Genomic DNA, 12147 nt, shown 5'->3' with positions numbered 1-12147 from the left:
TAAATCCATAAATAGGTGTCCACTTAAATTTAAGTGGACACTATCGCGGTATTAATGAGTTAGAAAAAGTGGGGTTCAGCGGACGCTTACGTCTATTATGTAAACTAAGATACATTAACAAGTAGTCAACCGCTACACATACAATTGATCTTTATGCCTTAAAACCTAAATTTTTAAGATGAGGAATAAGTTGTTTTTGTTGGATTGGATCTCGCAGCATATCCTTAATTTTAATAGCTAAATCGTCATAACTTTCACCTTGTTGTGCTAGGTGAGATACTTCATGTAAGCGTGAAAGCTGATTACCGAACATATTAATTTGTGAATCTGTCAATTTATAAAAATTATTCTGTTTGGATTTATGCTCAATACTTTTTGATTTTTCTTTAAACGCGAAGTGAATGTGTGTGACTTTTCGACCTGTCTTTATTTGCTCGTAAGATACATTTAAAGGGCTATGTTCATTGATTTGATCTACAGCAGTATCAATAACCCATCTCTTTAAATCAGCAGACAATGGATATCTTTTCCCTAACTCCAACATACCTCTTAGAGCTTCGATGGAAATCTCTCGTTTTCCTATGGAGCGATATTGCGTTAATAGCTCATAAATACGAATAGCATATGCGCTACTCATACCAGCAATGTCAGATAGAGAGTACTTAGTAAATTCACGGCTTAGATTAGAAATGAACGGCAAAATTTCTTTAGAAAACCGAATTCCTACAACACTTTTACTCTCTAAAAATCGTATGGATTGAATCCATCTCATTTTGATTGATTCATCATCAATAGCTAAATTGATTGATCTGTCATATAAGCGGTTTACACCATCTTTTAGATCTCTATAAGCTGTTTTTTCATGAACCCCAAGTTTTTTTAAATCATCAATAGTTACGCGATAAATTTCATCATCGGTAATATCTTCAGCCCGACTAATCTTACTAATAGCTGCTAAGACAATCCGTTGTTCTGTTGAGCTCAGTTGATATGAAGCCTCAATTACTTGATTTGATTTAACTACCAATTCTTTTTTAGATGTACTCATCATTCTTATTTCAAGAAATTAACTATGAGTAATATAATTCTCTCATAGTTGGTAGTCAATCCCTCATAGTTAAGTAGTCAATCCCTCATAGTTGGTAGTCAATCCCTCATAGTTGGTAGTCAATCCCTCATACTTAGTAGCTGAAAGCCTTTCTGTTAAAGCCTTTCAGATAGCCTAAAAGATTTAAAAGATTTAAAATATATTTAAAAAGAGCAAATTGAAAAATTGCCCTTGGTTTTCGCTTCGCTCAAACTCTATTGAACTTCGCTTTCGCTCAGTTCGTTGGGGCAATTTTTTGGTTAATACTTACGTGACTTTAAGAGAAAGCAAAAGCAACTCGGAATTCGCTACGCTCATAAAACTTTTTTACTCGCTACGCTCGGTCCAAGAGCAAATTTCTGCATAAAACTTACACTTTCTTAGACTAAAGAGGGCAAAAAATGTTTTTCAGAAGGTCTAGGCGCAAATTTTGATAGTTCGCTCGTAGACACTCGCTCTATGCATCTATCTAAAGTCAAAATCCCTCTTTATTTCGCTCTCATTTGCGTTTTTTGAGTTGTTTTCTGTTTTTCGCTAGAGATCTATGTTTTTTAGGTAAAGGCTCTTAAATCGCATTTGAACGCTTTCTGTGAAGCTTTTCATAATTAAAGTTTTGGATTGAAACTTTTAACCTGGATGAATGGACAAAAAATTGATTTTTTACGTTTTTCTAAATCAAGAAATAAATACTTTTTTTCCATGTAAAACCAAGCACTAGCCCTACGTCACTTTAGCCAATTTTCTAATCCAGGATCCGGCACATGCCGGGATTTTTTTGTCACACACCACGCATCTAACGATGACAGCCCTCAAAGCTTTACAGGACAAGGGTTTCAGCATCTTTTCAATGTCTTAGAAACGTGTACAGAAAAATGGTCTTTTTTTAGAATAAGTAATTGAATTATCTACTTTTTATGCTGTGCTCGTATTTGTACATTAAAACAACGCTTTTCTTATATAAATTATTGATAAATTTAAGAAAAACTATGTACTCATGGTTGTACATAAAAAAAAGTATTATATTTAAATAAGTTTTTGTTTTAAAATAAATTAATCCTGTACAAATAGGTTTGTACGTAATTTATCTATTATTTTATTTTAATTGTTTGAATTATATAATTTTAATTTTGTACAAAATCTAATTTTAATAAGAGGTGTAATTTATGGGCGAAAAAGTCAAAACTTATGCAGTCAGGTTAGATCCACAAGTAGCAGAATTCTACGATCAATTGGCTAATTCAGAAGGAATTAGAACCAGTAAATTATTCAGTAAAATTTTGACCAATGATTTTCAATCTATTGCTGTTAAACAGCAAGCCGATCGTATTGAGGATCTGGTGAATCGATTAGAAAAGCGAATAGATGATTTTGAGGAAGATAATAATTTTTCTGAAAAATACTATGAGGATTTTAGTAGTACATACATGATGCTTTTATGGTTATTAATGAAAAATGGTGCTTCTAAAGACGAAATTAGAAGTATGCAAGCTAAGGCCGCTAATTATGCGGAACAAAACTTTTCTTCTAAGGAATCTTAATTTTGGACAATATTATTCAACTTTTAAAACCATGTACGCTTTGTGGAAATGGACAGAATGTACAGCTTTTTGCCGGGTTGATGCTGTGTGAAAGTTGTCAGGAAAATATCAGGCTTACAAATCCAGGTATGTTCTCTGCCAATGATAAGATTGAACAGAAAGCTCAGGATTAACCTGAGCCTTTGCATAAAAATTAACAGCGGCCTGCTGCTTTCAATAGAGCATTACATTGCTTATCACTACTTTGTTTTACAGAATTAGAACCCGAACAAACTGCCTGGGAACTAATAGCTCCTCCAACTGTTGTGATATAACATTGATGTGATTTTTTTCCTACAGTGGCTACAAAGTTTATCGTGCCATCAATAGATCCTTCTCTACTTGATATGGTCACTTTGTCTGAAGTTGTATTTAAAGCAAAAGCTGCCTTTTGTTCTAAAGTTTGATCCTGGATGACCATATTTCCGACTGTGCCGCATCCTACAAAAAGAGATGCAAATAACAATGGTAAAAATTTGAAATTTTTCATAAATTTTCCTAAATATATTTAAATAAGTTAGATTCCAAAACTACAATTAGGAATTTCTTTCTGGAGCTCTCGATAGTTATCTTTAATTTTATCCTGTTCGACTTTTTGAGCATCTCGCGCAAAAATATTGAATGCTTTAGCTTCCTCTCTATATTTCAATCTTAAGCTTTCGCAGTTTTTCTTATGTGTGATCATCTGTTTTGCATCATCTTCACTAATTTTGGTATAGCGTTGATTACTAATTCGCAGTGTTTTTCCATCATCAGATAAGTTGAATGTGATAACTGCTAAACCGTTATTCACACCAAGTTCTTTTTCTTTCTTCTCTAAAACCGTTCCTGATTTTTTATTTCCAAACCAATCAGTTTCTGAAAGAATATTCTCATTTACGATGTAAGTTTCTTTGCCCTCTTTATAGATTTCTAAAACTTTTGGATATTTTGTATCTTCAAGTTGCCAGTAACCAACATATTTATCATGAGGTTTGGAACATGCTGTTAAAGCTAAAGCAACTAAAGTAAGGAAAAATATTTTCATGATTTGCTCAGACAAATTAGATTTTAAAAGGTCATAAGAATAGAGTATTTTTCAAGTATGTCTAAGGACATAAAAAACCAGATTTGTATAGCTAAAGTAATGAAAAAAAACACTATTATTTTATTTCAATCTCTAGATTATATGTTTATAACAAATTGGCTATCTGGTAAGTCGATCATTATTCTTAGTGTTATCAGTTTTATGTATTTTAGATTTTTTATATATTGTTCTTAAGCAAGGCGGAAAGTTAATAAAATAATTATGACCTATCTAGCCACGTGATTTAGGGTCAATTTTTATCTCTCCCAACCCTTGGTTGGGATTTTTGCCTGAGATTTCGCATAAGAGATTTTATGTTAAGTAGGATTTTAGGATCTATAAAAAGGCGAAACCCCGAGAGGGATACTAGATCTGTCTCGGGGCTCTAATCTTTTGTTGATAGCGCGTGTCAATATGACAGAGGGGCAACTATAGAAATATGTCTATATATCAACTACTTTTTTGTGTTGATATACTTGAAGGTATGTCAACATATAAACATTTTAGGTACTTTAATGGCTCAAAGTCAAGTTCCATTTACATATCTTAATGATGGTCAAGAAATCATTAATCATTTATCTGATAAAAGATTTGGAACATATTTGCAAAGAGCTGGTTTTAATAAAGATTATGCATTTGAGCTATATCTTTATAATGCTAGATTAGCTAAGGCTTTCCTTTTTCCTCTTCAAATTCTAGAAGTTACTGTTCGAAATACAATTAATGAGCTCCTCATACAAAAGTTTGGAGAAAATTATTTTTTTAATCAAAACTTTATAGACATACTCAATGAATACAGTGAAGGCTCATTAAAAAAGGCAATTAGTAGGGCTAAAACTAATAAAAATTGTGACATTGTTTCGACTTTGACTTTTGACTTCTGGTCTAATTTATTTCGCGATGAGTATGATCGTCCTCTATGGCAGGTAAATCTTCACTCTATTTTTCCTAAGCACATTTCAAGGAAAGATATAAAAACAGAATTAGAGAGTTTAAATCATTTAAGAAATAGAATTGCTCACCATGAACCAATTTTAGATCTCAATCTCAGTAATCTTTACTCTAGATTATTGAATTTTCTAGATATGATCTCAGAAAATATACGAAAATGGGTACAGCACTATGGAACTGTTAATGAAATGCTTCGTACAAAACCATCTTCTAAAGGTGGAAAAGGACCTCTTTTTCAGGATAGATGTGATTCTAATTTCCATATTATTTCTGAAAATCTTTCAATAAATCAGTTACCACAGAAAGCATTTCTTCTTTATAAAAAAGATGAAATTGAATCAGTATTTGAAAAGTCTGATATAGCACTTTATGTACTATCTCTATCAAACGAAGATTGTGAGTTAATTGTTGATTTAAATGATATAAAAATTGAGGATGTATTAGCTTCATTGAGATTAAAAAGTAATTTCCAAATATGTGGTGGAAATGAAAGTTTTGCTATTAGTAATCAGCTTTTTAAAAGTGAGCGCGTTAAATTTCTAGTAGTTTGTGATAAAAGTGATGTTATAGGGATTATTAAAAAATCTCACAGAAGATATTAAATTTTGCAGAGGAAAATACTTTGGGTGAAGTTCAAAGAGGTTTAATTACATCTTCTTATTCGTTTGCATCCACAGATAATGGTATTTCACTGTCTAGTGCGCTTACTTTAGATGATATGAAGTATTTTTCTTTATATTGGGATCATATAGTAGTCCCAGCTAATAGATTGATATATATAGGGTTGCCACAGGAAGAAATTTTTAAATCTGTTGGAATACTATATAGACCTACTACAAACTTACAATCATTTTCGACTGATAAGGGCCCTGAGCTATCTTTAAAGGAACTAGATGCAACCTTAAATTTCATGAAGTCTCAAAAAAAGGATACTTCATGGGCAATGCATCATTTTGGGATAGAACCATTTATTCATCCTGACCATCGGATCAAAAAAGATATTTTAAAGTTTGAGCTATTTAATGCTCTCCCAACACCGTCCGCTAATACTAACTTAATTGATATTTTAGAGTTCAAATATCGTAGACATGATGAGTTAAACAGGCTTCATATTTCTCTCAATAGCTTATATGAAAAAATAGCTACTTCAGATGATATTGATGCTATGCGACTTGATATGAGAATCGAGTTAAAAGCAAGTATTGATGATCTAAATAAATCATTTAAAGAACGTTTTGGAGAGGGGCTGAAACGCAACTTAAAATTAGAGTTTGATGTTAGTTCAACTAGCATTATGGAAGCTGTTAAAAATGTTCCCGCAGGATTGTTCTGTGATTCCATGACAGGAATGACAATTCCACTAGGAACATTAGTTGCTGTAACTTCACCTTTTGTCAAAGTTGGTTGGTCTGGAAGTTTTGGTAATAAAGAACAAAATCCTAAAGGGCTAAATTTGAATTATTTAACAAGTGCAAAAAAATATAGTATTACTGAATATAAAAAGAATTCTTAAGTTTCTCTAAAATTAACATAATACACGTTATACAAAGCTGAAAAATAGGAACTTAAAGTTCCTGTTTTTATTGGTTTTTAAGTTTTACGCATATTGCACGATAAGCTTTAAATCAGAAGTATTCTAAGTTCTAAAGCCAGTTAGCTACTCCACCATGGCCAGAACAAGTACCTCTCCTATTCAAGCTAAAAGACCAAGTCCCATCTCTACACTTCGCTGTTGCATTAGAAGGTTGCTTATTTGCTTTCCGAGGACTTGGAACGTACTTTCCATCTACGTTTGTATAGCCTTTTCCTTGGTTTGAACTGATTCTTTTATTTTGAGTAGAGGATTTAGGTTGCGTAATTAGGCTGGGAGAAGTCTTACGTGTATTTACTGATGATTTTACTGTGGGTGTATTTTCTTGCTTCCAACAATTTTCCGTGAAACATACCCTTGCTAAATCTACCCAATAAGGATATTCAATATCTGCTGAAATATTGGCTAGGTTCCCTGATGTATCAAAAATTAATACTCTAGTTCCCCTAGTTACATGATTAACTACTACTGATCGGTTTGGGGAAGAAAACATCTGCAGAAGGTCTTTATTTACATACCCTATAATCTTTACTTCTAGCGGCTCTGGTACTTTTTGCAAAAGCTGATTTATAGAATCCTTTTCTTCTAAGAGTACAGTTTCACTGGTTAGTTTTTTATCTTGTGTTTTTAGACTTACTGATTGGGATTCTAATGAAACGCATCCGATATTGAAAATTGTTAAAATACATATAGATATAATTTTTTTTAAAGTTTTTTTGTTTATATCTATCATGTGAAATTATCTGAAAATTAGATAGTATGGATTATTATTCACTTATTATTTTTGTCAAATAAAATCATTCTTAAATCTTAGTTATTTCTTAAAAACCTAAGTAATTTATATTCAATTTCGCTAAATAAACACATCCTAATTTAAATTTATTTGCACTTATATATCTAAGACCATACAAAGTGAGATTATTCAGAATAAACAAGTAAAAATAAACCTAAATGAAATTTAGATAATAAAAAACCCCAGCATCCTGCCGGGGTTTCTCATATTGGGTTGCTAGGTATGACTCCTGTCTTACCTCACGCTCCTGGTGCGATCTTCTTATTCTTGTTGTTTGGAACATCCTGTTCTCTATGACTTCATCATAGGAAAATTCACCTATCCTGGATAGCCGCAAAGGGCCGAGTTTTATGTGAGCCAAAGCGTACAAAATAGCCTAAATTTTATCCCCAGCAATTGGGGATAGTTTTGGAACCTGGATCCTTATGAAATGGGCACTGATTCTGGAATTGATCATTTATTGATCAAATTTCCTGGCAAAATGTTACAGATTAGCTTAAAAACTCACCAAATTATTACAAGAGCCGATTTTTGTGCGTTTTGTGGTCAGGATTAATTTTTTAAGTAATTGATATTTCAATTAATATACAAGTGTACTTCGTATAAGCTCTATTATGTTAAATGGACTAAATTTCTATTGTTTTTTTAAATGGATCAGCGACTTTAGAAAAATCAGAGACTTTGTTTTCAATAATTTCACAAAATTTCTTAATTTCATTCAGTTCCCATAACACATCTTTTTCTTTTGCTTTGGGTTTTCCTGTTTGAAATGCTAGACCACGTCCACCGCTTGGTAAGGTGATGGGATGTGCATGAATCAAAGCATTTCTTTTTTCAGTAAGATCATGAAATTCATCAAATACTCTTTCAATATCTTGAATTGTGACACCAACAGGTAAAGCTATAGATGATTTGTTTTTATCTAAAAAGGACTTAAAATGACTTTTTAAACAACCTGATGTAATACCTTTTTCACCTCTAAAATACTTTTGTGCAAAAGAATCATCTAAGAATCGATAAATATCAATTACAGTTCCTTCCATATAAGCAAAAGAATAAACAGCAACTCCTAGCCACTTTATGTACTCTTCATCCATTGGTAATCTTAAATTTTCAAAAGTTAACATTTATATTTACTATCCATATTTTAAATTTATCTAAAATTAACATAATACACCTTATGCGAAATTCAGTTGTAAGCCCCTAATAGAAATGTCCTAGATAAAATGAGCTGATTAACAATCTTATTCGGCTCACATTTTGAGCTGAATAAGTGCTATATTCAAATCATCTGAAATTTTAGATGAGCGATTAAAAATGCAGGAATGGATCTGGCAAGCAGAAAACTGGACAAATTTTACATGGCTAGATTCAATTATCTTGCCTAAAACCAGACAGATACATCAAAAAATAGGGATTCTTCTTGGGCAAAGTCAGCATGATTTAGCAAAAGAGCAGTTCACTTTAGATACTCTGCTTGCCAATCTTGTAGCTTCATCTGCAATTGAAAATGAAACCATCAATGTTTTTTCATTGCGATCATCTCTAGCTCAACGCTTAGGTGTCACACTTGAACAGCCTTATCCAAGCTCAGATCGATCAGAAGGTTTAGCCAATATCATGCTAGATGCACTTAGCGATGTTAGGCAACCATTGACGGTTGAGCGTCTCATGCAGTGGCATCGTTGGCTTTTCAATGATCCAGATTGGACAATGCAACGTTTACGCATTGGTCAACTTCGTGGATCAGAGCCTATGCAGGTCGTTTCAGGTCGATTGGATTATCCTAAAGTACATTTTGAAGCACCACCAAGAGAAGGCCTAGATGAAAGCTTAAATACATTCATAGTGTGGTTTAATCAAAGTCTGAATGATTCATTGCTTGATCCTCTGTTACGTGCAGGTATTACCCATTTATGGTTTGTTACCTTACATCCTTTTGATGATGGTAATGGACGTATTACACGTACACTTACAGATCTTGCTTTAGCTCAAATGGATGAACAGAGCATCCGTTTGTATGCAATGTCCACTGCGATATTGAATAAACGTAAAAGCTACTATGAGATATTAGAACAAACTCAAAAAAATGATTCTGATATCACAGATTGGCTCGTTTGGTTTCTAGATACATTGAATGATAGCCTTGAAAAAACCTTAGCGCAGATCAATCGAACACTCTTTAAAAGTCAGTTTTGGCATAAATATTCAAACTTAGCCCTGAGTGAAGGACAACGCAAAGTTCTCAATCGTTTATTAGACGGTGGAGAAAATGGTTTTGAACATGGTATCAGTGCATCACAATATCAAAAGGTTGCAAAAATTAGTAAGGCAACAGCTACTCGCCACTTATCAGACTTGCTTGAGAAAGAATGCATTGTCAAATTAGAAGGTGGCGGACGTAATACACGCTATCAGATCAATACTCAGTTATAGATATTTCAGTAATAAAAAAGCCCGACATCCTGTCGGGCTTTTTCATATTGGTTGCTTCGGTATGACTCCTGTCGTACCTGCATTTTCCGTTGCTGTCTTTTCTTATTCTTATCTGGAGCATCCTGCTCTCTATGTCCCCATCATATGAAAATTCGCAAGGATGCCATAGATGCATTTGTCCCTAATTCATGTCAGCCTGAACTTACAACATTGCTCAAAACTTCCCCCAAGGCTTGACCACAGAAATTATGGATAATTTATGGAAAAGGCAAAATTAGAATAAATTTAAAGCTATTGGTTTGATTGATTTATCATCAATATATTGTTTTAAATGGACTATATGTAAATTATAGATATGATGAACTCTAATTTATTTTGGGGAAAATGAAATGATTAGAGAAGAACCACTTAGAATTGAAAAAACAGATTTAGATTTTTCATTTTTTAAAAATGAAAAGCCTTTGATTTTAGATCGTGACATTAGTGTACTTATCCTCCCTAGTTTTACCCAAAAAGATGCTTTTCATAATGGAACGATAGAAGTCTTTTCTTATTTACAAGAAAAGATAAGTCCAGAAGATGTTGAATTATTTTCAACTGACGAAGACTATAAAGAATTAGCTTTGCATTCTAGATCTCATTGGTTAGGTGTTTTTTTAGTAACGAGCATCATTGCTCCAACATTCACTGGTGTTATCGGTGATTATATTTCGAACGAACTACAAGCAAAAAAAGGTGATGAAGTCGATTTCAGTATAATTATTGAGAAAAAAAATGAATCAAACATCCTTGTGTCATATAGAGGTGATGCTGAAAAAGTTAATGAAGTTTTGAACACTGTAAAGGAGTTGAGTAAAGATGAAAAAAGAAATGAACCTGATCGATGCATTGAATCACCTCCTGTTAAGTAAAGAGATAATTGATTTAGAGTTGTATGATAAGGCAGTAGATCAAATTAATGATCTTCTAATACTTGTTCAGAAAGAAAATCGTGAGGAAATATCTAACTTTTTATGGAAAATCAAAACTATATTTCAAATTAAAAAAGGCTATATACAAGCTTTTTCTTTAATAAAGAATAAAGAATATTTAGATTCTTGGGCCTTATTGGCTGAATTGGAAACGGATATAGTTCTTTTAGAAAAAAATATTGACGATATTTTTTCTCAAAAGTATAAAGTTTTCTTTTATAAAGAAATGGTGAAAAACTGGCAATCATTATTTCCCTATAAAATATTTTTTAGTATGGGTTTTACTGTAAAGTATTATTTATGCTCAATTTGTTCGGAAGTAGTAAAGCCACGGAATAGATGTAAGCATAAAAAAGGGATGCTTTACAATGGAGAGCTATGTTTCCATATTGGTGGTGAAATTGAGGAAATTAAAGAAATCTCTGTTGTAAGAACACCAATGCAAAAAATTTGCATTCCACTTATAGACTATGATTATTCAATTGTAGATTATGTTTCCGAAAGGTTACAGCACCCTTTTGATGGATGGGTGCCTGTTAAATCAAAAAGAACTTTAAAGAGATCTGATTTTGACCATCTTGATGAGGATGCTATATGTCCGTGTCAAGAAGAAATGACTCTATTCAAGGATTGCTGTTTTAATAAGGATAAAATTGAGTTGCCTCATATCGATATATTGTTTGAGAAAAGTCTACCTCCAGAATTAGAAAATGAAATTATTAGAATCGGAAAAAAAGTTTTAACAAATAGTATCTAGTTGTAAGTTTTTCTAAAATTAACATAATACACCTTATACGAAATGTGTTATAATTTTCCTTAGAAATCAATGCTGTAGTTTCTAGTTTATAGCCCAATCACACCCGATTGGGCTTTTTTTATGATTTTTCACGTTCCACGCCTATTATTTGATCAATGTTCCACAACTTTGTTCATATCAGTTAAACAATCGTGGTTAATCATAGGGTCTAAAAAAACGGCTCCAAAAGCCTCTTTTTTCGGGTTCAGTCTCCACCTGTTCAGGGATCGTAACCCGTTTGGCCTCAGCAGTAGTCAATCCGTCATGTTTAGGCTGAGTTTGAATCTTTGCTTCTACAGGAGCTTCTTTTGGTTGAGTAGTCAATCCATCATAGTTCGACTCACTTTTTGACCTAGTATCTGTTGTTATATCTAATTTCGGGTCGATAGAACTAGTTATATAAGCTTTCGGAGCTTCTAGTAAGCGTTGTATCGCTTCAATTTGCTCATCTTTAACGTGTAATTGATCATTTTTAGCTTTTAGTTCCTCACGTTGGAACTGCTCACGCTCATGAGCCTGTTCAAGCTGTTTTTGAAGCATGTAAACCTGTTGTTCTAGCAGGTGAACTTCTGACAACTTTCGTGTTTCAGTTGTCTGTGAACTGTTTACATTTCTGGATGGTTCACCAAAGACTCTAATAGCTTCGGCAAGATCAATTTTACCGTCACTGTTCTTACTTAAATTACCTTTATTAATTTGCTTATAAATGGCTTGACGAGTTATTCCGTAGAGCTTTGAAAGCTCAATAACAGATAGTGATTTCATCTTATGATTTTGGTTGTCTATTAGTAAGCATCCGCTGAACGCCATCGCCAAGTTTTAACGGGGTTCAGGTTTCCAGCGGTGAGGTAGTAATTCTTCTATTTGGGGCACTTTATG

General features: G+C 32.9%; 13 protein-coding genes. 7 read left to right on the top strand and 6 right to left on the bottom strand.

Annotated features, from left to right (window positions below; all coding sequences use genetic code 11):
* Positions 1 to 151 precede the first annotated feature (151 nt).
* On the bottom strand, positions 152 to 1051 hold the full coding sequence (repM, locus tag NI467_RS13730) for a replication initiation protein RepM (RefSeq protein WP_253153410.1): 900 nt from the start codon (positions 1049 to 1051) through the stop codon (positions 152 to 154).
* A 1199-nt stretch (positions 1052 to 2250) separates the two neighbouring features.
* On the opposite strand from repM, the gene NI467_RS13725 reads away from it, so the two are divergent.
* Together NI467_RS13725 and NI467_RS13720 are read left to right on the top strand one after the other, a co-directional pair.
* A complete protein-coding gene (locus NI467_RS13725; RefSeq protein WP_046206308.1) occupies positions 2251 to 2625 on the top strand; it encodes a hypothetical protein in 375 nt (124 codons plus the stop codon).
* A gap of 2 nt (positions 2626 to 2627) precedes the next feature.
* Positions 2628 to 2798 (top strand): hypothetical protein, encoded by a 171-nt coding sequence (locus NI467_RS13720; protein WP_171249271.1) that lies wholly within the window; start codon positions 2628 to 2630, stop codon positions 2796 to 2798.
* 20 nt (positions 2799 to 2818) lie between these two features.
* Here NI467_RS13720 and NI467_RS13715 read toward each other — a convergent pair whose 3' ends face one another.
* Both NI467_RS13715 and NI467_RS13710 read right to left on the bottom strand, forming a co-directional pair.
* Positions 2819 to 3154, bottom strand: coding sequence for a hypothetical protein (locus NI467_RS13715; protein ID WP_046206309.1), 336 nt, complete (start codon positions 3152 to 3154; stop codon positions 2819 to 2821).
* A gap of 27 nt (positions 3155 to 3181) precedes the next feature.
* Complete coding sequence (locus tag NI467_RS13710; RefSeq protein WP_046206310.1) at positions 3182 to 3691, bottom strand: hypothetical protein; 510 nt, start codon at positions 3689 to 3691, stop codon at positions 3182 to 3184.
* Between the two features lie 554 nt (positions 3692 to 4245).
* On the opposite strand from NI467_RS13710, the gene NI467_RS13705 reads away from it, so the two are divergent.
* Positions 4246 to 5283 carry a HEPN domain-containing protein gene (locus NI467_RS13705; RefSeq protein ID WP_253153409.1) on the top strand — a complete coding sequence of 346 codons (1038 nt, stop codon included), beginning with the start codon at positions 4246 to 4248 and terminating at the stop codon, positions 5281 to 5283.
* Positions 5284 to 5303: 20 nt separating this feature from the next.
* The gene (locus tag NI467_RS13700; RefSeq protein WP_253153408.1) at positions 5304 to 6194 is read left to right on the top strand and encodes a DUF6236 family protein; all 891 of its coding nucleotides are present in this window, start codon (positions 5304 to 5306) and stop codon (positions 6192 to 6194) included.
* A gap of 130 nt (positions 6195 to 6324) precedes the next feature.
* Here the strand turns inward: NI467_RS13700 and NI467_RS13695 are convergent, their stop codons facing one another.
* Together NI467_RS13695 and NI467_RS13690 are read right to left on the bottom strand one after the other, a co-directional pair.
* On the bottom strand, positions 6325 to 7005 hold the full coding sequence (locus tag NI467_RS13695; RefSeq protein WP_253153407.1) for a DUF3761 domain-containing protein: 681 nt from the start codon (positions 7003 to 7005) through the stop codon (positions 6325 to 6327).
* Positions 7006 to 7691: 686 nt separating this feature from the next.
* Positions 7692 to 8192, bottom strand: coding sequence for a hypothetical protein (locus tag NI467_RS13690; RefSeq protein ID WP_179991726.1), 501 nt, complete (start codon positions 8190 to 8192; stop codon positions 7692 to 7694).
* Between the two features lie 190 nt (positions 8193 to 8382).
* Between NI467_RS13690 and NI467_RS13685 the strand changes: the two genes are divergently transcribed.
* From NI467_RS13685 to NI467_RS13675, 3 genes are all read left to right on the top strand, one after another.
* Positions 8383 to 9501 carry a Fic family protein gene (locus NI467_RS13685; protein ID WP_179991727.1) on the top strand — a complete coding sequence of 373 codons (1119 nt, stop codon included), beginning with the start codon at positions 8383 to 8385 and terminating at the stop codon, positions 9499 to 9501.
* 389 nt (positions 9502 to 9890) lie between these two features.
* Entirely contained in the window at positions 9891 to 10412 is a 522-nt protein-coding gene (locus NI467_RS13680) for a hypothetical protein (protein ID WP_253153406.1), read from the top strand.
* Entirely contained in the window at positions 10360 to 11229 is an 870-nt protein-coding gene (locus NI467_RS13675) for a zinc chelation protein SecC (RefSeq protein ID WP_253153405.1), read from the top strand. The genes NI467_RS13680 and NI467_RS13675 overlap by 53 nt, the downstream gene beginning before the upstream one ends.
* Before the next feature lie 195 nt (positions 11230 to 11424).
* On the opposite strand, the gene NI467_RS13670 is transcribed toward NI467_RS13675, so the two are convergent.
* Positions 11425 to 12033 (bottom strand): plasmid replication DNA-binding protein, encoded by a 609-nt coding sequence (locus tag NI467_RS13670; protein ID WP_046206307.1) that lies wholly within the window; start codon positions 12031 to 12033, stop codon positions 11425 to 11427.
* Between the last annotated feature and the right edge of the window lie 114 nt (positions 12034 to 12147).

It is taken from the genome of Acinetobacter sp. S4397-1, assembly GCF_024129285.1.
GTDB classification, from domain to species: Bacteria; Pseudomonadota; Gammaproteobacteria; order Pseudomonadales; family Moraxellaceae; genus Acinetobacter; species Acinetobacter lwoffii_C.
Note: the sequence above shows the minus strand (reverse complement) of the source record. Positions and strands in the feature narration are given on the sequence as shown.